Source organism: Paenibacillus sp. J22P165, assembly GCF_059692015.1.
Map to the genome: position 1 here is coordinate 422,567 of NZ_JCAUAP010000003.1, position 22,980 is coordinate 445,546.

Annotated in this window: 13 protein-coding genes; 8 read left to right on the forward strand and 5 right to left on the reverse strand. The window is 45.2% G+C overall.

Annotated elements, in window-relative coordinates:
* Positions 1 to 130: 130 nt before the first annotated feature.
* From AC58QM_RS09615 to AC58QM_RS09645, 7 genes are all read left to right on the forward strand, one after another.
* Positions 131 to 2,500: a helix-turn-helix domain-containing protein gene (locus AC58QM_RS09615; RefSeq protein WP_497283367.1), complete on the forward strand. Its 2,370-nt coding sequence runs from the start codon at positions 131 to 133 to the stop codon at positions 2,498 to 2,500.
* 311 nt (positions 2,501 to 2,811) lie between these two features.
* On the forward strand, positions 2,812 to 4,476 hold the full coding sequence (locus tag AC58QM_RS09620; RefSeq protein ID WP_497283369.1) for a type 2 periplasmic-binding domain-containing protein: 1,665 nt from the start codon (positions 2,812 to 2,814) through the stop codon (positions 4,474 to 4,476).
* A gap of 74 nt (positions 4,477 to 4,550) precedes the next feature.
* Positions 4,551 to 5,480, forward strand: coding sequence for an ABC transporter permease (locus AC58QM_RS09625; protein ID WP_497283371.1), 930 nt, complete (start codon positions 4,551 to 4,553; stop codon positions 5,478 to 5,480).
* A gap of 15 nt (positions 5,481 to 5,495) precedes the next feature.
* Positions 5,496 to 6,371, forward strand: a complete 876-nt coding sequence (locus AC58QM_RS09630; RefSeq protein WP_497283373.1) for a carbohydrate ABC transporter permease — start codon at positions 5,496 to 5,498, stop codon at positions 6,369 to 6,371.
* Positions 6,372 to 6,538: 167 nt separating this feature from the next.
* Positions 6,539 to 7,312 carry a class I SAM-dependent methyltransferase gene (locus AC58QM_RS09635; RefSeq protein WP_497283375.1) on the forward strand — a complete coding sequence of 258 codons (774 nt, stop codon included), beginning with the start codon at positions 6,539 to 6,541 and terminating at the stop codon, positions 7,310 to 7,312.
* 127 nt (positions 7,313 to 7,439) lie between these two features.
* Positions 7,440 to 14,159 (forward strand): DUF7507 domain-containing protein, encoded by a 6,720-nt coding sequence (locus AC58QM_RS09640; protein ID WP_497283377.1) that lies wholly within the window; start codon positions 7,440 to 7,442, stop codon positions 14,157 to 14,159.
* Positions 14,156 to 15,841 (forward strand): COG1361 family protein, encoded by a 1,686-nt coding sequence (locus AC58QM_RS09645; RefSeq protein WP_497283378.1) that lies wholly within the window; start codon positions 14,156 to 14,158, stop codon positions 15,839 to 15,841. Before AC58QM_RS09640 ends, AC58QM_RS09645 begins: the two co-directional genes overlap by 4 nt.
* A gap of 63 nt (positions 15,842 to 15,904) precedes the next feature.
* Here AC58QM_RS09645 and AC58QM_RS09650 read toward each other — a convergent pair whose 3' ends face one another.
* The 5 genes from AC58QM_RS09650 to AC58QM_RS09670 form a co-directional block, all read right to left on the reverse strand.
* Complete coding sequence (locus AC58QM_RS09650) at positions 15,905 to 17,668, reverse strand: glycoside hydrolase family 2 protein (RefSeq protein WP_497283380.1); 1,764 nt, start codon at positions 17,666 to 17,668, stop codon at positions 15,905 to 15,907.
* A 445-nt stretch (positions 17,669 to 18,113) separates the two neighbouring features.
* On the reverse strand, positions 18,114 to 18,392 hold the full coding sequence (locus AC58QM_RS09655; protein ID WP_497283382.1) for a hypothetical protein: 279 nt from the start codon (positions 18,390 to 18,392) through the stop codon (positions 18,114 to 18,116).
* A 165-nt stretch (positions 18,393 to 18,557) separates the two neighbouring features.
* Positions 18,558 to 19,400 carry a DUF8832 domain-containing protein gene (locus tag AC58QM_RS09660; RefSeq protein WP_497283384.1) on the reverse strand — a complete coding sequence of 281 codons (843 nt, stop codon included), beginning with the start codon at positions 19,398 to 19,400 and terminating at the stop codon, positions 18,558 to 18,560.
* On the reverse strand, positions 19,397 to 20,416 hold the full coding sequence (locus AC58QM_RS09665) for a hypothetical protein (protein ID WP_497283386.1): 1,020 nt from the start codon (positions 20,414 to 20,416) through the stop codon (positions 19,397 to 19,399). The genes AC58QM_RS09660 and AC58QM_RS09665 overlap by 4 nt, the downstream gene beginning before the upstream one ends.
* Positions 20,417 to 20,430: 14 nt before the next feature.
* On the reverse strand, positions 20,431 to 21,186 hold the full coding sequence (locus AC58QM_RS09670; protein WP_497283388.1) for a DUF975 family protein: 756 nt from the start codon (positions 21,184 to 21,186) through the stop codon (positions 20,431 to 20,433).
* Positions 21,187 to 21,363: 177 nt separating this feature from the next.
* On the opposite strand from AC58QM_RS09670, the gene AC58QM_RS09675 reads away from it, so the two are divergent.
* A complete protein-coding gene (locus AC58QM_RS09675; RefSeq protein WP_497283390.1) occupies positions 21,364 to 22,944 on the forward strand; it encodes a glycoside hydrolase family 26 protein in 1,581 nt (526 codons plus the stop codon).
* Positions 22,945 to 22,980 lie beyond the last annotated feature (36 nt).

A 22,980-nucleotide genomic window follows, 5' to 3' on the forward strand; every position in this document is an offset into this window, starting at 1 on the left:
TACATGAATTACCTCTTTTCCATCGTTGACGTAGACGAAGGAAAGGAAATACAATAGAATGAGAGCGCATTCATACTTACTTCTTGGTTGCTCAAGGAAGAAAGTTCGAATACGAGGGGGTTGCTGGTTGATGCGAAATAAAATTATCTTTAATGGCCAAAGCATTGTATTAACCTGGTTAATTTCATATATCGTCATTCTCTTATTACCTGTTGCCATTGGTCTATTATTATATATTGAGTCCAACCGGACCCTGAAAGAAGAAATACAACAAGCGAATGATTCTTTACTAAAACAAGTACGTGAAGTGATGGACAACCAATTCAAAGCCATGGAACAGCTCAATTTCGAAATCACATGGAATGTAAATATTCAAGAGTTGCTCTATTCCAACAAGTATGAAACCTATCCGAAAGATTTACCCTATGATGAATATCAAATCGCCAAGAGCTTATCGATGTACAAAACCTCCTACCCATTGATCGACTCCTTTTATGTGTATTTGAACAAAAATCAGTCTGTCATTCTTCCAACTACCGTTCGTTCGAAAGATTTCGCTTACGAGACTTTACATAAAAGCTCTGATTTCCCCTTCGATTCTTGGCAATCCATTATGACACACAATAATTTCAAAGGCTTCATCCCGATGTACCGGATCGGAGACGATAATAGTCTTCGCAAAACAGTCGCGTATGTGAGTACGTATCCCGTTGAACGCAATCAACCGCTTGCCACGAATGTCATTATGATCGATCAGTCACGCATCCTAGGCGCTATTCAGAATATGGAGATCTTTAATAAAGGCCATGTTCTCATTCTCAATGAGCAGAATCAAGTTCTAGCATCCAGTTCGGAGGGCACGATGCCCATCGATTTCCCTTATGCCAATTTAGGGGATACATCCAATTTTTATTTTAATAGCAACGATGGTGAGAAGTATGAAGTGTTCAATATTCAATCTCCGCGTTCGAAGCTGAAATACGTCTCTATTATGCCAAGCACGACTTATTGGCAGAAGGCCTCACATATTCGTAACTTGACCTATTTGAGTCTAATCATCAGTCTGCTTGGCGGAGGTTTATTGACATTTGTCTTCCTAAGAAGAAATTACAACCCTGTGCGTCGATTGGTTCACGCCTTTTCCAAGAAACAAACCCTTGAATCCGGTAGAACCTACAATGAATTTCATTTCCTCCAGCAAGCAGTGGATAGTACGTTAATCGAGATGGCTGATTTCAAAAGCAAAGTTGAACAGCATCGGCAAATCGTCCGTTCACATTTTGTAGAAAAGCTGCTCAAAGGTAAGCTGGATGCTAAAATTCCGATCGCGGAGGCTTTAACCACTTTTGACATGAAGCTGGATCGGAAAGAGTTTGCCGTCATGCTGTTTGTCATTGATAAAAGTGAGTCCTTCTTCGAACGAATTACGCATACGTCCGATGAGGAGAAATGGAAGCTGCTGCAATTTATCGTCAGTAATGTCGTAGAAGAATTAGTAGCTCAGAAGCACCGCGGCTATGTGGCCGAGATTGATGATACACTCGGTTGTTTAGTGAATATGACGATGGAAGACGGTCGCAGCTCCAAAGAAGAATTAATTCGTATTGCGGATGAGGCACAGACCTTCCTGGCTTCCACCTATGATATACACCTTACGATTGCAATTAGCACCATATACGACCATATTTCCTGTGTGCCGCAAGCCTTCTTGGAAGCTTTAGATGCCATGACGTACAAACTTGTAATGGGCGGGCACGAAATTCTTGCCTACAATGAATTACCACCCAATAGCCACTGTGATAACCCAACCGGATATTATTATCCGATGGGCGTGGAACAACAGTTTCTGAATGCCCTGAAATTCGGAGAACTTGATGAAGCTCACGACATTCTTCGAGACATTATCCAGAAAAACTTTGAAGGCTCTGGCATTTCCGTTTCGTTAACCAAATGTCTCATGCTTGGCTTGGTAACCACGATTATGAAAAGTATAAATGATACAGGCGGTATTCAAGAAAGCTTCTTCATCCGAAATCCCAAATTGCTGGATCGCCTCTTAAACAGTAAAACGATCCAGGACATGGAGCATCAACTCGGCGATATGGTTACACAGGTCTGTACGTATACCTCCGCCAAACGACAACATGCCAACTCGATAACGAAGCAGAAAGCCCTTCAACAGCTCGTTGACCAAGTGAACACGTATATTGAGCACAATTACACGGATGCCAATTTGAATGTAACGATGATCGGCAGTCATTTTGATCGTAAAGCCACCTATTTATCCAAGCTGTTCAAGGATTATGTCGGTGAAGGCTTACTCGATCGGATTAATAAGGTACGGGTTGAGAAGTCCAAACAGCTGCTCAAAGGAAAAGAACAATCTGTCGGTGATGCTGCCTATGGCGTTGGATTCAATGATATTAACGCGTTTATCCGTGTATTTAAAAAAGTGGAAGGCATTACACCAGGTAAATATAAAGAAATGCTAGAAAAATAACGAGGTTCCGGGGGTGGCGAATAGCTGCCCTTTTTGCTTCTTCCAGGGCATCTCCACCTAAAAACAAAGAGAAAATCAATAAAATTGGCTATTTTGCTGAAGGAATTGGACATTTTGTAGAGTCTATCATGAATTATCAAGATGCAATTGGAGATATTCAAGATACCCGAATTGTAAGCGCTAACATATAATTCAATTAGGGCACAGACAACTTCACACAAACACTTCGAAGCCTGTTTCACTGGTCCATTTCTCATTACACCGCTCTCTTGCCAGTTTCACATGGCGAAAAACTTTGAGGAGGTCAACACATGAAAAGAAACAGTAAAAAAATGTTCACCATGTTGGTTACCACATCTTTAATGGGAACTTTAGTTGTTGCCTGTTCATCCAACTCTTCTACGACAAGCTCACCTAGTCCAGCCGCTTCAGCAGATGCGACCAAGGCATCCACCGCACCAGCCGCTGGCGCAGCGGTTACTTATCCGCTCAAAAATGATAAAACCCTAACATACTGGGGAGAACTTGCTGGTAACTTAACAGGGGTAAAAGCTACACACGCTGATACGCCATTCTTTCAGAATTGGCAAAAAGTTACTGGCGTTCCTTTGAAATTCACTGCACCACCGACTAACCAAGGGATACAAACACTTAACGTCTTGTTGGCAACGGGCGATCTGCCAGACATGATCGAATTTAACTGGGCAGATTCATTCCCAGGCGGTCCTGAAAAAGCGATCAAAGACGGATATGTCCTCAAGCTGAATGATACCATTGATAAATTTGCGCCAAATTTAAAGAAATACTTGAAAGAACATCCAGAAATCGACAAACAAGTTAAAACGGATAACGGCAGCTACTACGTCTTCCCATTCATTCGCGGCGATGATTACTTACGTGTCTACCAAGGTCCAATGGTTAGAAAAGATTGGTTAGATGAACTTAAACTTCCGATCCCAGAGACTATCGACGATTGGTATACAACACTTAAAGCCTTCAAAGAGAAAAAAGGCGCAACATCTCCTTTCGCGGTTGTAAGTGTTCCTAGACCTTTCAATGAATCTTACAATGGTGCTTTCCTCAGTGCTTTCGGCGTAACACGTGATTTCTTTATTGATGATAGTGGGGCCATTAAATTTGGACCTGCAGAGAAAGGCTTCAAAGAGTATCTGAGTACGTTCCGCAAATGGTACGCAGAAGGTCTCATTGACAAAAACTTTGCAACCGCAGACAGCAAAGCCATGGATGCCAATATGGCATCTGGAGCTACTGGAGCTACTGTCAATAATGCTGGTGGCGGTATTGGTAAATTCCAACCGCTTATTACAGCCAAAGACCCTAAAGGTGTTCTCGTTGCCGCTCCATATCCAGTACTTAAGAAAGGCGACATCGCCATGTTTGGTCAGAAAGACCCTTCTTACTCATCTGGTGGATCTGTCGCGATTACCGCTACTTCCAAAAACATCGAAACAGCTGCTAAAATGCTTGACTACGGTTACACCCAAGCAGGAGGCTTGTTCTTCAACTTCGGAACTGAAGGCACATCCTATAAAATGGAAAATAACTATCCAAAATACACGGATATCGTTATGAACAATCCAGATAAACTGGCACCTGCACAAGCATTGTCCCTGTACATCCGCGGTAACTACAATGGACCATTCGTTCAAGATAAACGCTATATCGAGCAATACTTAGCTCTGCAAACGCAACGTGATGCTGTAACCACATGGTCAAAAACCAACGTGGACAAACACAAAATTCCGCCAGTTACAGCAACACCTGAAGAAAGCACAGAGCTTGCAAAAATTATGACAGATCTGAACACGCTTGTTGACGAAATGACGCTCAAAATTATTTTGGGCACAGAGCCTCTTGATAGCTTCGAGAAATACCAAGAGAAGTTCAACTCCGTTAAATTAAGCCGTGCGATTGAAATCAAAAAGGCTTCCTTAGATCGTTTCAACAAAAGATAATCAGTACCATGGGGGGCGGGGATCACTAGCCCCTCCCCCATGCTATTCATTTCTGCGGCGAAAGGAGAGATATTATGCGTAAACCAGCGGAGGCTAGTTTTCCCATTCGTTTTAAACGCGATTTTCTATTAAATAAATATTTGTATCTTATGATGGTTCCCGTGCTGGCTTACTACTTTATTTTCCATTATGCGCCCATGTACGGTGCCTTAATTGCATTTAAAGAGTACACACCGATTAAAGGGATACTTGGATCCCCTTGGATTGGATTTCAAAACTTCCAGGATTTTTTCACCAGCTATTACTTCTGGCGAATTCTCAAAAATACCGTTATCATCTCACTTTATTCGATCTGTTTTGAATTCCCTGCCCCCATTATTTTGGCTATCCTGATTAATGAGTTGACCAATAAGAAGTTTCAACGTTTTGTGCAAACGATTACTTATATGCCGTACTTTATCTCACTTATCGTCATTGCCGGGATGATTAAAGACTTCACCAACAATGGCGGCTTAATCAATACGTTACTGACGTATTTTGGCGCGAATGATACAGCCATGCTGCAGAAGCCAGAGCTGTTTCGAACCATATATATCTTATCGGAAATTTGGCAAAAAATTGGCTGGGAATCGATTATTTATCTAGCTGCATTAATGAGTATCGATCAAGAGCAATACGAAGCAGCCAAAATGGATGGTGCTACCCGACTGAGGCAGATATGGCATATCACCTTGCCAGGCATTCTACCAACCATTTCAATTATGCTCATTCTTCGTATGGGGAATTTATTGAACGTCGGCTTTGAGAAAATCATCCTGCTCTATAATCCTAGTACCTATGAAACAGCCGATGTAATCTCATCCTTCGTTTATCGAAAAGGTTTGCTCGAATTTGGTTGGAGCTTTTCTGCTTCCGTTGGTCTTTTCAATTCCTTCATTAATTTGGCACTACTGATTGCAGCCAACAAAATAAGTAAACGAATTAGTCAAAACAGCTTATGGTAGTAAGGAGGAACTCCGATGAAAGTCAGTTTTAGTGACAGAGCATTCGTCAGCATTAACCATATCTTATTGCTTGTATTAGTCATTGTAACGTTATATCCGCTCATCTATGTTACCTTCGCTTCCATCAGTGACGGCGCACAACTCATTACGCATAAAGGCTTCTTATATCGACCGCTAGGGTTCAGCTTGGAAGCCTATAATAGTGTATTTAAAAATCCAGCTATTCTAAAAGGCTACCGCAATACCTTGTTTATCCTTGTGTTTGGTGTCGCCACCAACTTAATTGTCACCGCTTTAGGGGCTTATGTGCTCTCTCGAAAAAATGTCATGTGGAACAATGTATTTATGTTCATTGTTGTTCTCACTATGTTTTTTAGCGGCGGACTCATCCCTATGTATCTGGTTGTGAAAGGTGTTGGCCTAATAGACTCCTTATGGGCTACGATTTTACCTTTCGCGGTAAATACTTTCAACTTGATTATTATGCGCACAGCCTTTATGGCGGTTCCCGAGAGCCTTGAAGAGTCTGCCAAGATGGACGGGGCTAACCATTTCGTTATTTTATTCCGCGTCATCATCCCACTTTCCATGCCTGTTATCGCGGTTATGATCTTGTACTATGCGGTAGAAAAGTGGAACGGCTGGTTCTACGCTTCCATCTTCATCAAGGATCGAGATCTCTACCCGCTCCAACTCACACTTCGAGAAATCTTAATCGCAAATAACACCGATTCGATGAGCGCAGGCGCCAACGCCGCCGATCAACACCAGATCGGGGAATCGATCAAGTATGCCACCATCATGGTTGCCTCTGTACCTATCCTTATTCTCTATCCATTCGTTCAAAAGTATTTCGTGAAAGGCGTCATGATTGGCGCTGTCAAAGGGTAATCACGAACGATAATTACGAAACGTCGTCTTCTCCGAACTGGGGAGACGACGTTTTTTATGTTGGACAAGACGAATATTTCGCACCAGTAGGCACAAGCAGAGACTGCCAAGTGCGATGGACATACATTATAGGACAGATAATTTATACGGAGTAAGGAGGAACCTCCATGCATATCGATCTTGGTTGCGGTCACCACAAGCACTCGAATTTCTTTGGCATCGATCGCGTGGCGTTACCGGGTGTTGATCTAGTATGTGATATAAACGCAGGAATTCCTTTGCCTGACAACGCTGTAGAATTTGTCATGGCTAGTCGAAGCCTTCCCTTTGTAACTAATTTATTCACTGTCATGTCCGAGCTCTATCGGATTTGCAGCCACAAAGCCATTGTTTGTATCCTCGCGCCTTATGCGCATCATTTTCGCCATACGTCGAATCCGTATTTGAAACAAAAATTCGATGAATATACCCCTCGTTATTTGACGAATTCCTTCCTTCAACCTGCAGGCAGCCCTATTTGTCCACCCGTACCCGAATACCTTGAACAACATTCTCCTTTCGATTTTCGGCTTATTCGGATGGAGCTATTCTATGAACCGCCGTACTCGACAACGTTGTATGAGCAGGATGAATTAGACATGTTACAATACGTACAACCCAATCTAATTAGCGAAATTATGTATCATTTCGTGGTCGTCAAACAGGAATTACGTATCGACGATTGGCACCGAATTTGCAATCAAAAATACGCCGAACCCGTCTGGACTCCCGCACTTCGCCGCCAACGTGCACCAGAAATGGAGGAAAGCTTCGACCATTTGGATGCCATCCCCCTATCCAAGAAAGTATCTCCTGTGAACCCAACTTCTAGTAATGAGTCGATTAAATCCGCAAAAAAAACAACTCCGCCAGTTAAAAAGAAAACAGGCACACACAAGTAAGATTTTTCATGCGTAGGTAATCATTTTTTCGTTTTCGGTTCATATCTTAAGACCATCGGCCTATTTTACTTTCCATCACCACACCGTTTTCTCGATTCTGAGGACTTAACGGTACAAATACTAGGGGGTGACGATCATAGCTCTCGTCGTCAGGGCCACACTCAACGCAACTGGCGCGATTACGTTCACCGGAAATACACTTGGCCTAAGCCGATCAAATACAGATGGTGTACCGGGAACTCAAGACAGTATTGGTGCTTTTACCACGATCAATACAGCGCTCAAATACGGAACCTATCCTAACGGAACAACTAGTCTCTATACCCTTAACAGCTCATCAGCCATCCTAAGCATTCCTGCTGGAAGCACCGTATTGTACGCTGAATTAATCTGGGGTGGTTCCTATGTGAATGGCACTGTTAACTTAACAGCTTTTATTAACAATGCCGTCACCTTCACCACACCTGCAGGGACCAGCAGCATTACGCCAGACAACGCAACAAAAAATGAATTTGACTTAGGTGGCGGAGCACTGGGATATGTCAGATCCGCTAACGTCACAACACTCATTCAACAAGGGATGGGTGGAACTTATACGACTGGAAATGTGGTTGGAACCATCGTTATTCCTGGTGATTCCACCGCCAACCATGCTGGTTGGACACTTGCTGTCATTTATCAGAACACCAGTTTGCCCTTCCGGAATATGTCACTGCGGGTTGGCGCTGTCCTTGTCCAATCGACATCTCCGCCAGTCAATACTACGATTACCGGATTTGCTACACCAGTAACGGGTGCTCTAGGCGGCAGAGCATTATTTAGCGCCCAGGAAGGAGATGCCAATCGAACAGGGGATCAAGCGTTATTCGGACCTACAACAGGTTCATTAGTCGCATTATCTGGACCCAATAACTTTGCGAATAACTTCTTCGCTTCCCAGATCAATAATGACGCTGGGAACCTGAACACCACAGGAACCTTTGGCTCATCCAATCAGATCAATGGCGCGCCAGGCACCAATATTAGCGGCGGACGACAAGGTTGGGATATTACCAACATTGATGTATCTGCACGCCTAATTAACAATCAATCCTCAGCCGTGCTGCAATTAACGACATCAGGCGATGCCTATGTGGTGAATGCCAATGGGATTCAGGTTGATATCAACGCACCCAAAATTAATGTCACCAAAAGTGCCAATGTCACTGGAACTGTGGTAGGAGATACCATTACCTACACGGTCACTACCAGCAACACGGGAACAGCCAGCGCGGCCAGCATCGTGTTATCCGACGCACTCCCAGCAGGCTCAACGTTCGTTCCTGGCAGTGTCACGGTAGCTGGTGTTGCCAAACCTACTTATGATATTACTTCCGGTGCACCACTTGGCTCACTTGCTTTCGGTTCCTCCATCATCGTTACGTACAAAGCGACGGTCACAAGTATCCCAACTCCTTCCCAAATAGGGAATATGGCGAATGCTGCTTTTACGTTCCAGAGTGTCGCTGGAGGTAACGTCATTACGGGTGTAATTCCTTCGAACACGGTAACAACGCCCATTTATGCGCCGAAAATTGGCATCGTAAAGTCGGCCAACACAGCCAATGGTTCCGTGGGAAGTACAGTCACATATACGCTGCAAGTCGCCAATACAGGGAATATCGGGGCGAATGTTACCATCACCGATAATATTCCTTCAGGAACATCCTATGTACCGAATAGCTTTAAGGTAAATGGTGTCACGGTACCCGGCGCGAATCCCGTGGCAGGCGTCAACATCGGGACAGTAGCCGCAGGCGGCACTTCAACCGTTACCTTCGACATTCTAATTCTCGTACTTCCTTCACCATCGCAAATTATTAATAAAGCAAATAGTACATATACCTTTCAACCACCAGATGGCCGAACCATTCCAGGTGCAGCAGAATCCAACACGCTCACGATTCCTGTTCGATTACCGAGCGTGGGAGCTGTCAAAAGCACACCCGTTATCGACGCTGTCGTTGGAGACACCTTTACATACAACACCGTTATTACAAATTCAGGTGTAGAGAGCGTTACAAATGTTGTTCTAACAGATACGATACCCGCTGGCACTGTATTCGTACCAGGAAGTGTACTTGTTGGCGGAGTTTCGAAACCAAGCGCCGTTCCTGACGGAGGTATTGGTGTTGGCTCCATTGCCGCAGGCAGTTCTGTCACCGTTAGCTTTCAGGTCAATGTCGTCTCCTTACCGGCTTCAGGACAATTAGCGAATCAGGCTGGCGTCTCGTATTCATCTGGTACCTTTAATGGGACATCGTTAAGCAATACCATTACAACACCGGTATTCCAACCCATCGTTTCGATTGCCAAAAGTGTCAACAGCACGAACGCCACTGTTGGCGATACCCTGACTTATACACTTATCGTTAGCAATCAAGGTAATATCGCTGTTCAACCAACGATCGTAGATGCGATATCTGCATCATCTTCGTTTGTCGCAGGCAGTGTTACGATAAATGGCGTTTCCAGCCCTGGTTCCAATCCTGCTACTGGCATTGCAGCAGGTTCTCTTGCACCAGGGGGCACGACGACGATTACCTTCCAAGTTGTTTTGCAAAGCTTACCATCACCACCACGACTGACGAACTCCGGCACCGTCAATTACACGTATCAACCGCCTGATGGGCGTGTATTGCCGGGAAGTGCAACGTCCAACACGACTGACATCCCAGCCTCGGCACCGAATGTTTTAGTGACGAAATCCGTCAACCTGACCTATGCTGCCTTTGGTGATGTTCTTATTTACTCACTCGATATTCTTAACAATAGTGTTGTTCAGGTTATGAATGTGGTTATTAATGATGCGCTTGCAAGCGGGGTTACCTTCCTGTCTGGCAGTGTGATCGTCGATGGCGTTCCGAAGCCTACCGCCAATCCTACAACGGGATACACACTAGGTTCTATAAATCCAGGCGTCACCACTCACGTTCAATTTCGGGCAACCGTAACTTCACTGCCTAATCCGCCACAAGTCCCAAACAACGCAAGTATCAGCTTCACATCTGGCGCTTTTTCTGGGTCAACCTTTTCGAACAGCGTCATTACCTTCATCGAACAGCCCATCATTTCCCTTACCAAAAGCGCTAGTCAATCCTTAGCGGTTATTGGTGACATCGTTGCGTACACGATTGAAGTGCGCAACACGGGAAGTATAGCGGCCAATGCGACGCTTTTTGATAATATTCCTGCAGGCAGTTCGTTTCTTGTGAACAGCGTTATCGTCGATAATGCACCATTACCTGGCGTTGATCCCGTAAGCGGCATCCCCATTGGTACCATTCCTGTGGGTGGAGTTAAGTCTGTCGTATTTTCAGTGTCAGTAGAATCGCTGCCGAACCCGCAGCAATTAGTCGACCAAGGTACAACTAGTTACACTTTTACGCTCACAGATGGCCGTTCACTCTCTGGATCTGGCAGTTCCAATACGGTAACGATTCCCGTATCTGCCCCTAATGTCGTGGTGACGGAAACTGTCAATGTAAGCTCAGCGGTTCAAGGTGACACAGTTATCTACACAGTTGTGATCACCAACCAAGGTGTTGCGAACGTCAACAATGTGATTATGACCAGCATTGCCGATGTCAGCACTTCATTCATTCCCGGAAGCGTCATCGTAAATGGCGTACCATCGCCAAACACGAATCCGTCCACCGGTATTCCAATCGGAACACTGGCTCCCAATACGCCGGTAACCGTGACATTTGAGGTGAAAATCACAATGCCAACGCCACAAATCATTAACCAATCTAATGTCAGCTTTACATCTGGTACGTTCTCAGGCTCCTCTTCTTCCAATAATGTCGTCACACCTGTCACACAAGCGGATCTGACGTTGCTGAAAACGGCCAATACATCGAATGCCACTGTTGGTGATACCGTACTCTATAGTATTCTTGTGACAAATACAGGCAATCTAGAAGCGAATGTGATCGTGACCGATACCATTCCAGCAGGAACTTCTTTCGTGCTAAATAGTGCTATCGTTGATGGTACGCCTCAGCCAGGAGCTGATCCGGTCACAGGTATTAATGCCGGCACGATTGCAGCAGGCAGCTCCAAAACGGTATCCTTCTCGGTACTCATTAACACCTTGCCGAGCCCGCAAGTCATCAGCAATACCGGTACGGCTACATATACGTTCTTCCCGCCAGATGGGCGTACCATAACGCGAACAGCGACATCCAATACGGTATCGTTCCCTGTTTCTTCGCCGAATGTGGCGGTTAATAAAACCACATCATCTACAGCACTCACAGTTGGGGATACGATTACGTATAGTACCGTCATCACGAATAACGGGATTACAGCCATTACAAATGTTTCCTTTTCCGATCAAATTCCGACCGGCGGAACCTTCGTTCCTGGCTCTGTCGTCATCACAGGTGCTCCAACACCTGTCGTTCCTCCAAATCCTGCCACAGGTGTTAGCATAGGTACAATTGCCGTCGGCGCATCGGTTACTGTTTCTTTCCAAGTACTCGTTACTTCGGTGCCTAGCCCAGCGGAATTTCATAATTTTGCATCCGTCAGCTTCACTTCTGGCGCACTGTCTAGCACAACTAATTCCAATACGGTTATTACACCTATTTATCAACCTGTCGTTAATGTGCTCAAAAGCGCGAACAGCACGAATGCCACTGTTGGCGATACCATTGTCTACACGCTGAACGTCTCCAACACAGGGAATTATCCCACTGCCGTTAACATTTCGGACACCATTCCATCCAATACGACATTCCTACCAAACAGCGTCTTTGTAAACAACGTACCTTGGCCAGGGGCCGATCCGGCGACAGGCTTTTCCATTGGCACACTTGATCCTAATACGACGGTGCCGGTTACCTTTTCCGTCATTATCGATTCGTTGCCTAACCCGCAGATCTTAACGAACACAGCTACAGCTGCCTATTCCTTTACACTTCCTGATGGTCGTACATTCAATCGCAGCGTGAGTTCCAACACGGTTACCATCTCGGTATCATCACCTGACGTTAGCATTGCCAAAAGTACAACCGTTACTGACGCTGTCGTGAACGATATTATTCCTTATAAATTTGTCATTATGAACAATGGTATTGCTCCTATTAATAATGTCGTATTCTCTGACCCGTTGCCTTCCGGAGAAGCCTTCATTCCGGGCAGTGTCATCATTACTGGCGCTCCAACGCCTCCTGTTCCACCGAATCCAGTATCAGGTATTGCACTTGGTACCATTGCCGTTGGTGCGACCGTTACGATTACCTTCGATGTCAGAGTCACATCCTTGCCAGACCCTGCTCAATTAAATAACTACGGTTCTGTTAGCTTTACTTCCGGCGCCTTCTCAGCGGTCACCTTCTCCAACACCATTACGACGCCGGTCTATCAACCAATTCTATCCGCCGTCAAAAGCTCTAATTCAACCAATGCAACGATTGGCGATTTGATTATTTACACGATTAATGTCAAAAACTCGGGGAATTACCCAGCTTCCGTATTACTCGTTGACAACATTCCAAGCGGTACGACATTCCAACAAAACAGTGTTGTACTTAACGGAATTACACAGCCTGGAGCTGACCCTTCAGCGGGCATTCCATTCACTTCACAGCCTGGTGCAACTGACATCGTTACCTTCGGTGTTTTAATTGTATCCTTACCAAATCCGCAAACGTTAGTTAATACAGCAACGGCTAACTTTACATTTAGTCCGCCTGATGGACGTATTCTCACTGGCTCCATCAATTCTAATACGGTGACGATCCCTGTTTCTGCACCAAATGTGCAGTTATCTAAATCATCTACGGCAACAGATGCAGTTGTTGGAGATATTGTTCCTTATGAAGTTATTATCACGAATAGTGGGATTACTACCGTGAATAACGTCCAATTCTTTGATCCGCTTCCCGCCTCCACAAGCTTCGTAACTGGCAGCGTCAAAATTAATGGGGTAACGGCACCGAATGCGAATCCGACGAATGGTATTTCACTCGGTTCGATTCTCGCAGGAAGCCAGGTTACCGTCGCTTTCAATGTCACGGTTACAGCATTGCCTACATCCCAGCAGCTTAGCAATCAATCATCTGTCACCTTTACAACGGGTGCTTTCTCAGCTTCCGCCTTCTCCAACACGGTCATTATCCCTGTGTATCAGCCGATACTTTCTGTACTCAAAGGTGCGAATACAACGAATGCAACGGTTGGGGATACGATTATTTACTCCTTAACACTGACGAATTCTGGAAATCTATCTGCGGATGCAACGGTATTTGATTCCATCCCAGCAGGTACAGCCTTTGTTCCGAACAGTGTGATTATCGATGGTGTTTCTCAGCCAGGCGTGAATCCAGCAACGGGTATTAATGCTGGAGCGATTGCCCCGGGTGATTCCGTCGATGTCTTAATCACACTAGAAGTAACCGTAGACGCACTGCCATCTCCGCAGTTGCTTTCCAACCAAGCTACGGCCAACTATACGTTCTCACCGCCAGATGGCCGCCTATTAAACGGTACTGTCCAATCCAATATTTTGGTCATCCCAGTTTCAGCGCCTAACGTTAAGGTTGTAAAAAGCACGGATGCCATTGATGCGATTGTTGGCGATACCATTCTATACACCATCGTGGTCTCGAATAATGGAATTGAAACCGTTAATAACGTCGTGCTGACCGATCCGATCCCAACTGGAACCAGCTTCATCGTGGGAAGTGTCATCGTAGGCGGAGTTTCCAAACCTGCTCTTAATCCGAGCACAGGTGTACCAATCGGTTCTATTCCTGCCGGTGGTTCAGTCACGGTTACATTCGAGGTGACGGTCGTATGACGGCCGACTCCCACTCCTCGAATCACCTGATCAATCAATCTGTCGTAAGATTCAGTTCAGGCACCTCCACCAGCCATTCTTACTCGAATATCGTAGATACGCCTGTGGTTGGTCCGATTATTACTGTACTCAAAAAAGCAAACACACATCTGGCCGTTCTCGGCCAGATCATCACCTACACCTTGTCGATCGCCAATAAGGGTAACTTGGATGCACAAGTTACCCTTTTTGACAACATGCCTGAAGGCACCGCCTTTATTCCAAACAGCGTAATTGTTGATAATATTCCGTTGCCTATGGCAAGACCTGACCATGGTATACCCCTAGGTACTATGCAGGTATGCCAAACCATTGAAGTTACCTTTCAAGTTATCGTCTTAGAAATACCTGACAATCGACAACTAAAGAATCAAGCAACTACCGTCTATTACTTCCATACACCTGGCGGCAGAGATGTTTCGGGCAGCTCTAAGTCCAACACGATTATCATTCCGTTTAAAGAAACCAAACTAAAATTCACCAAACAAGCAAGTACAACATCTACGTATGTTGGGGACACGGTCACCTTTAACTTTACGATCAAGAATGACGAAGACTGTCCGATCCATCACCCCTTCTTCAAGGATGAATTGCCTGCAGGTGTTGCCTTTGTACCAGGAAGTGTTAAGATCGATGGGGTTAGCTACCCTGCCGCAAATCCTAATATGGGTATCAAGCTTGGAGATATCCCTGCGCACTCGGAAGTTTGTCTTCAGTTTCAAGTCACCATTGTGCATGTGCCCGCATCGCATTGCATCGTAAACTCTGCCGTTCTAACGTATACCTTCGAGGATTGCAAAGGAAAAATCGTTTCGAATTCGATATCGATCCACGTTTATGATCCTGCTCTAAACGTGGTTGAATCTGTGCTTGAACCTAAAGCTACCCTTGGTGATACATTGACTTATTCTATTACAATTGCCAATCATGGCAATATTACCACCGAGGTCCGACTTTCCGATTTCATTCCCGAAGGCAGCTTCTATGTCGTAGGAAGTTTAACCGTAGATGGCGTTCCCTATAGTCAGACTGTTCTCCCTAGCATCATACTGCTTGGTACGTTGCAGCCGAATAAGTCATTTCTTGTGAAATTCCAAGTCACTGTCAACTCATTCGCCATTTCCTTGGATCAGAAGTTACTTACTAGCCAAGCTCACGTTTTATTTACTTATCAACTGCCAGATGGTCGCATCGTCTCGAATATGATGTTATCCAATCTCGTTACCGTTGAACTCTTACTGCCTATCATGGATATTCTTCTGTCAGCTAATCCACGTCAGGCAGAGCCTGGTACGACTATCCATTACCACATGCTTGTTGCCAACACTGGAAATTTAGCCGCGAATCAAGTGAGTCTGACCGACTGGATTTCTCCGTTAAATACATTTATTCCGGGATCTCTACGAATCGATGGTGTTGTCATCCAAGACGTTAATGTAAAACAGCCACTGGTACTTGGCAATTTACAACCACGTTCGAGCATTGAAATCACCTATGATGCTTCTATCATCCATCATTCCAATGTGAGACGTCTCACGCTTCAAGTCCCTGCAACATTCGAATACCAAGTGAATGACCCCATTCATAAAGGGACCGTACTTTCCAACGTTATCGTGATACGTATTGATCATGCGGAGGAGTAGCAACTTGAATCTCTCATCATCACCAAAAAAGAAGCCGAGGCTGCCATAGCCTCGGCTTCTAAATTAGTTACGATCATTAATCGCTTTGATGATTTCAACAGGGATTTTCGGCTTGCGATCATAAGTGAGCAATCCATTAATTTCCTGCTCGACATCCGTCAATTGCGTATAGCAATAACCTTGTACAACGCCGGAGTTCAGGAGTGGACGAATGACTGCGCGCAGCTTTTGCTCATAATCCTCGTCATTATCTGCCCCGGAGTAGCCCCAGCCTTCCCATTCACTCTTCTTGTACGCAATTCCGCCAAATTCGGTAACCAGGATCGGCTGACCTTGATAAGGGAACCCTTCCACAAAAAGACGTCGATTGGCAGGCATTGCATGAACCGCTTTTTCCTTGGAACTGTATCGCTCGCTCAACACTTCTTCCCGCCACTCATAATCATGAATCGCGAATATGTCAGTTGTGACAAGCTCCCATCCATCATTCGAAATGACAGGACGCATTGGATCCAGCGATTTGCTCAAATGATACATCGTCAAAGCATGCTGCTGCTGCAGTTTATCAATTTGAATGTTCGGGACACCCCAGCTCTCATTGAGCGGTACCCAAGCAATAATCGACGGGTGATTATAATCCCGCTCCATCGAAGCGATCCATTCTTTCGTAAATTGCCCTACATACTTATCCGTGTACTCATAGGCATTCGCTGCTTCACTCCACACAACAAGCCCTAGCACATCGCACCAGTACAGGAATCTTGGATCCTCCAGCTTCTGATGCTTACGAGCCCCATTGAAGCCCATAGCTTTGGTAAGCTCAACATCTTGTCTGATTGCATCGTCGCTCGGCGGCGTCAAATTCCCATCAGGGAAGTAGCCTTGATCCAGTACCATTTTCAAGAAATAAGGACGATTATTCAAGCATAACTTGCCATCTTCGATGGAAACTTTGCGCATACCGAAGTAGCTGCTGACAACATCCACAACCTCATTATCGATTAGCAATGTAAAATTAACATCGTATAGGTTCGGCTTCTCCGGTGTCCACCAACCGCCAAGTCCATGATCATTGAAGTCATTCAACCGCACTTTCCGTGCGCCAGTTCCGCTTCGAATGCCATAAACATCTTTCGATACGATCTCGCCTTTAAACGAAATATCAACCTTCAATTGATACGTAGACGTGGCATGTGCGTCGATACCTTCGATGTCATAGCTAATTTCAATCTGCTTCGCATCGATATCCGGCGTCATCTTCACCTTCGCTAAGTGAGCATCTGCAGAGACCGCTTCCATCCACACCGTTTGCCAGATACCTGTAGTTCTTGTATAGAAAATGCTCGCGGAATCCGCTTTCCAATATTGCTTCCCTCTTGGCAGTGTCACATCTTTACTGAAGTCTACAGCTTTTACAACGAGTTTATTACTCCCGTCACGAAGAGCATCTGTAATGTCCGCGTGGAAAGGGGTGTGACCTCCTTCGTGCGTTGCTACCAGGATGCCATTCACCCAGACCGATGCTAGGTAATCGACAGCTCCAAAATGAAGTAGAATTCGCTTATTCGCAAATTCCTTAGGAATCTCCAGCTCGCGGCGGTACCAGACGACATCGTGGAATTCATTATTGCCAATGCCGCTTAATTGACTTTGAAAAGCAAAGGGCACTTGGATCTTCTGCGAAAATGCCTTCTCACCTTGGTGCCATTTCTGTTTGGATCCTATAGACGCATCATCGAATTCGAATTCCCACTCACCGTTCAAATTGATCCAGCTATCTCGTACAAATTGTGGTCTAGGATATTCAGCTCTTGGTTGATTGCTCATTGTGATGGAAAACCTCCAATTAGATAATTTATAAGTTAATTAAATAACGTAATAATTCCTGATTTCATTATGCAATTGCACGAATATAAAGTCAACACATGTTATTCAATTAACTTTTAGGTTAACATCCATCAAGTTCCACCCTCTGCCCGATTAACTGGATAAAGTACATTTATTTTTGCCATTTTTCCTAAATAAACAAATCTAACTGGAAAATGTACAGTTAATTCCCTCCATATCCCACCATTCAGTAGGAACGTGTGAAATTAGCTACATAATCTCCAGTTATTCCTATATAACAATGCATTCAGCAGAATTTAGATGGATATTTTCCAGTTATTTCGTCGCAGTAGACGGCTGTAAAGCAGCTTAGAAACCTACTCCCCCGCGCAAAAAAAAGACCCCCACATAGATATTCTCCATGTGAGGGTCCTTAGAACATAATCTAGTCGATATAGCCGGCCATGCCATTCTTCATCAAATATTCCATCTCAGCTTCCAAGATCGTATCCACCGCAAGCTCACTCAGCTTCACATCAGGACGGCTTAGAATATGATCGATCAAATCATCACTATCAATGTCTACAGGGCCTTTGGAGCCTTGCTCGGCTTTCGTGATATACGCTTTCTCATGTTTAAGTACAAGCTCAATTTGCTTCGGATCGGCCTTCGTCTTGCTGATAATGAATTGTAACAACTCCTGTTCATTCATGGGTGCAGTCATTCTTCTCACTCCTAATCTGGTTATATCGCCTATTGTACCATAATTGAACAAAAAGAGACCCACAGCAACGGGCCGCGGGTCTAAAGGTTTATATTTTAAAAGGGGGTCGTCTTTTATTATAAGCGATTAACATGTAGGACAGATGACTATCATATTTCTTTTATATTACAAATTCACATTGATTACATACGGAACGATGAAGACTTCGTTATTTTGCTGAAATTGGCCCCAAATTTTGTATACACCTTTTTTGGGAAATAGAATCTTAAACGCCGCGGTTGGCCCCGAAGTCGCTGATGGATCCGCCGGATGAACATGGACATACTCATTCCCATCCTCACTAATCGCAACAATATGACCTACGCTGCCTAGATAAGGCTGCAAATTGGTAACAGGTGTTTTCTCTACACCTTGCTTGAATGTGAATACCATGTCAAGGGTCATCCCTGCCATGAGATGATCGAAAGCTAGCGTGACTTCCTTGTCACCGACTTGTTTAGTTAAGCTTTTGTCAGGCTGAAGCTTAACTGCCTTCGGGGCTTTACCGTTAATCGTCACCCAATGCGATTGAACAGTCTCCCCTAAGTCCGTCGGCGTAAAATCAGCAATAAGCTGATAGTACCCTCCTGCGGGGAATGACGTTTGGACATCGAATCGCCCAGCGCCAGCATAGTTGGGATGCAGGTGGTCGAAGTAGGACAAATCCCGACTGACCACGATGAGGTGCATCAGCTTCTCATGCATCAGATCAAACTTCTCGATCGGCCGATTCCATTTATTTTGAACCAGAATAGTTATGTTGGATAACTCATTCGGTAAATAATGGGGGGAATCCAATGAGAAGCGGGCAAGTGCGTCACTCGTATGTTGATGTGTAACCGATGATGAGGGCATCGTCATGCCGGTCATGCCTGACATCTCTGACATATCAATCGTCGTTGTCGAAGATGAACCGCAAGCTGAAAGGAAGACAACTAGGCAGATCAGAGGCAGCAGCTTCCCTCTCATCTGCTTTGGCTTGTTGCAACTGGCGCTGCTAGAATACTTAAACCAAGCGACGACAAGGCACACAGGAATATCGTCCCTCCCCACAGCTCAGGCGACCAATCTAAGGTATGAAATAATTTCAAGTTAGCGAAATACAGTCCCCAAATCAAGACAGGAAGTACAAAGAAGACAGCCTTATATCGCCAATCTGTGACTTCTCTCTCTTTGATTTCACGAAATAAGACATCTCCGATCACACCGCTAATGAGCAGAATGATGATTGAACCATAATCCCTAAATCCATCAAGAACCGCAAGGAAGATGGACTCAAACAAGAAGAAGAACGTAACCGTACCAAAGGGGAGCTTCCATCTGCGCAGAACAAACATCACGGGAATCACAAGAATCATGGTTGTCAGCATAAAATCGACTACTGCTTTGGCAACCGCATCATAGTCTCTTGCCATCCATAAGTTTTGGCGGAAGGACCATGCGTACATCAGGAAGAAAGCGAACACCGTAAACGTGAGCCCGATCGATGTTAACGCCGGCAACAATTGGCGCAACGTCGGCGCCGCCCCCTTTTCAGCAGCGCTGATCGCACGGTAAGGACTTGTCAATATTAAGAGCGCCCCCGATAACAATAGGAGATGGGTTGGGCTTAGAAGCGCTTCAATATTTTTCTCAATGCCGAAGACAGTATGCCAATACATATCGCCAAGCCCACCAGCAAAGAAGAGGATAATCCCTGTTACGCCAAGCTTGTAGCCAACGGGGATCGCCGCGATCCAAGTAGGGGATTGGTTAGTGATTTTGTTCGAGCGAATCATGAAGAAAATCCAAGCTGCACAAGCCAAGTAACCGGAGTAAAGAATCGCGTGCCACGGTGTAAAAAAGGTTTCTACAGCTCCATGGTTATGGGCGAAGCCATCAATAAACAGGCCAATAATGAGCCACATCCCCATGATCATCGTGATCGAATGCTTGGACGTCGTCGTGGTACCTTTTACCTTACTTACCTCTACTTGGACAGACAAAAACGATCAGCTCCTTACGAAATGATTAGATTTAGTTCTTCGGGGGTGCTAAGTCCATCGTTCAATGCTTGCTGACGCAGTGCCAAATATAACTCGGCTTTCGTCGTATTATAATAGGGTAATACAAACAACACACCTACGCCAAGTGCTAAAACACCCAGAAGAAACCACCCAATAAAAGAGAGATCCAACACAAACATCCGCCATTTAAACCCGCGCGTCATCTGATTGCTGAGTTGTACGGCTCTTTTCCGGCCAATCGTAGGGTTATCTCCCAGGATATACGGAACCAAACTGTAGGCGTAACTCTTCACTATACCAGGGATGATGAGCAATAAATACCACAAAAAGTTAAGCAAAGCACTCCAAAACATCGCAGCAACCGTTCCTACATACTTCCCTTTGCCAAATGCGTAAAGCAGATAGTTCATATTCACATCGCCTTGAGAGGCTTGTTTGAAATATTGCTGTGTGTTCACTCTAAACGGGGCAATCACAAAGATATTGAAGGCGGCTACGGCCAATCCTACTACGATCGCAACAAGAATAATGATGATCAGAATAAGTGCACCCACACCATCCGAAATATCCCCAAAATCAGCCTGCATGCCTGACAGGTTAATGGAGGAACCACTATTCGAATTCCAGTTGCAACTTGGGACACCCCCGCCAATGATGGCAAGCAGTAAGCTGACCAAGAATGCTTTCCAATACGATGTTCGAAGTACTTGTTTAGCTCTGCTTTTCAATTCTTTACGTGACCAATCCACGCAATCCCTCCTCAGGTAAATCCATATATACCATCTTATTTTATCTTGGAATGTCATAGAACAGTACCTATTTTTACCAAATCACTTGTTATCTCTCCAACCGCCATTCTTTCATTGACCGTCTCGTAGAAATGGGCATACAATTAGTCATAATCCCCTGTGAGAGGAAGCCTCTTCATGCATACAAAGGTTGTTTGGATATTTGCTGCTTTGCTAGGCTTGGCGGGCTGTATCGCCATTACCCTGCTCGTCATAGATCAAAAAGCGAATCTGCTTGAACCTAATCAACCTGCTGTAGCTGAAGTGCACACTCTTCCCGCCGCGATTGATTCTACTTCTCGACCTAAGCAACCCGATCTGATCACGTATTGGACTGACCAAGAGAAGAAATCTAACCAAACAGGACATCCAGAAGCTGCAGCAGACTACAGAGAACGTATCACTGCATACACAGCTGGACTTCCTTCGGTACCTCCTATTTGGCCTAACATACAAACACCTTCAACGCATATGGAACTCTATCTCCGCAACTCAATACCGGTCGAATCTTCCAAAACAGCTACTCCTTCAACTTCCTTGTTAGCCAAACATGAGCCAGCATCCGGGGTTTATATCGGTATGCTTGGGGCAGATCGCCGAGTAGGCTATGATGTCACGAAGATTGAGGACGTATATGGACGCAAGCACGCACTTTACCTGGCCTATGTAGGATGGCGGAAAGTGCAAACGGACACGAATACCTACTTCCCCGCGCGGACTGCCGAAAGAGTCAAAGAGCTTGGCGGAGCGCTTCAGATCGGTTGGGAGCCACGATACGGCTTAGACGACGTACAGGATGACGAATATGTCCGCCGATTCGCGCGAGAAGCCAAAGCGTCCGGAATCCCCATCTTTCTACGTTACGCTTCAGAAATGAATGGAGCTTGGGTGCCCTGGCACGGAGAACCTCAGAAATATAAAGAGAAATTCCGTCTTGTTCACGACATTATGGCCGAAGAAGCGCCGAATGTAGCTATGGTGTGGTCGCCAAACTTCTGGCCACCGGATACAGTGGATGACTACTATCCTGGGGACGCCTACGTGGACTGGGTAGGATTTTCCTTATATAGCACCCCCATCTCAGCTGAGAAAGAACAGTTAAAGGGCACCGTTATTGATACCTTTGCCCCACTATACGAACGCTACAGCCATAAGCCTATTATGATTTCAGAAGGGGCTGTTGGTCACACCTATTTGCCAACGAATCAATCTTATTGGAGCTGGGCAGAAGGCCAGTTGGGTTACATGTATGGCCTATTACCGCGATTATTTCCACAAATTAAAGCAATCACTTACTTTAACTACAGCCGTGCGCAGGCTATTCGAACAAACGGGAGTTATGTCTACGATATCGGAGAGAATCCCTACATGGACGGGTACTATCAAAGGCTGATCGCTTCTGATTGGTTTTTGAGCAAAATCGAGCAGGGCGTGGATCCCATTTCGTATCGGTATACGCCAGTCATAACACCTTCGCTCCCGACTGGAAAACAAACCGTGCTCGTTTATCCGAAGCTTGTGAATGATCGGGGTGAAGCCCCATTTGCCATCGCCCTATACCAAGGTAAACAATTGCTTGGTGTTAGCTATGAAGCGCCTTGGGAAATCGACATTCAAGTAAATGCCGAATCGTCCTCCGAACCATGGTCCGTGTTCGCCTACAATACCAAAATGGAACTAACGGCTGTCAGCACTGGGATTGGGCTCGCCAAGAGGTGATCATCATACGCAAAAAAAAGGTACAGTTCCTCCACA

Excerpts from the sequence above, each read along its gene's own strand:
- AC58QM_RS09615 (WP_497283367.1), top strand. The coding sequence starts at position 131 with ATGCGAAATAAAATTATCTTTAATGGCCAAAGCATTGTATTAACCTGG.
- AC58QM_RS09620 (WP_497283369.1), top strand. The coding sequence starts at position 2,812 with ATGAAAAGAAACAGTAAAAAAATGTTCACCATGTTGGTTACCACATCT.
- AC58QM_RS09625 (WP_497283371.1), top strand. The coding sequence starts at position 4,551 with ATGCGTAAACCAGCGGAGGCTAGTTTTCCCATTCGTTTTAAACGCGAT.
- AC58QM_RS09630 (WP_497283373.1), top strand. The coding sequence starts at position 5,496 with ATGAAAGTCAGTTTTAGTGACAGAGCATTCGTCAGCATTAACCATATC.
- AC58QM_RS09635 (WP_497283375.1), top strand. The coding sequence starts at position 6,539 with ATGCATATCGATCTTGGTTGCGGTCACCACAAGCACTCGAATTTCTTT.
- AC58QM_RS09645 (WP_497283378.1), top strand. The coding sequence starts at position 14,156 with ATGACGGCCGACTCCCACTCCTCGAATCACCTGATCAATCAATCTGTC.
- AC58QM_RS09650 (WP_497283380.1), bottom strand. The coding sequence starts at position 17,668 with ATGAGCAATCAACCAAGAGCTGAATATCCTAGACCACAATTTGTACGA.
- AC58QM_RS09655 (WP_497283382.1), bottom strand. The coding sequence starts at position 18,392 with ATGACTGCACCCATGAATGAACAGGAGTTGTTACAATTCATTATCAGC.
- AC58QM_RS09660 (WP_497283384.1), bottom strand. The coding sequence starts at position 19,400 with ATGAGAGGGAAGCTGCTGCCTCTGATCTGCCTAGTTGTCTTCCTTTCA.
- AC58QM_RS09675 (WP_497283390.1), top strand. The coding sequence starts at position 21,364 with ATGCATACAAAGGTTGTTTGGATATTTGCTGCTTTGCTAGGCTTGGCG.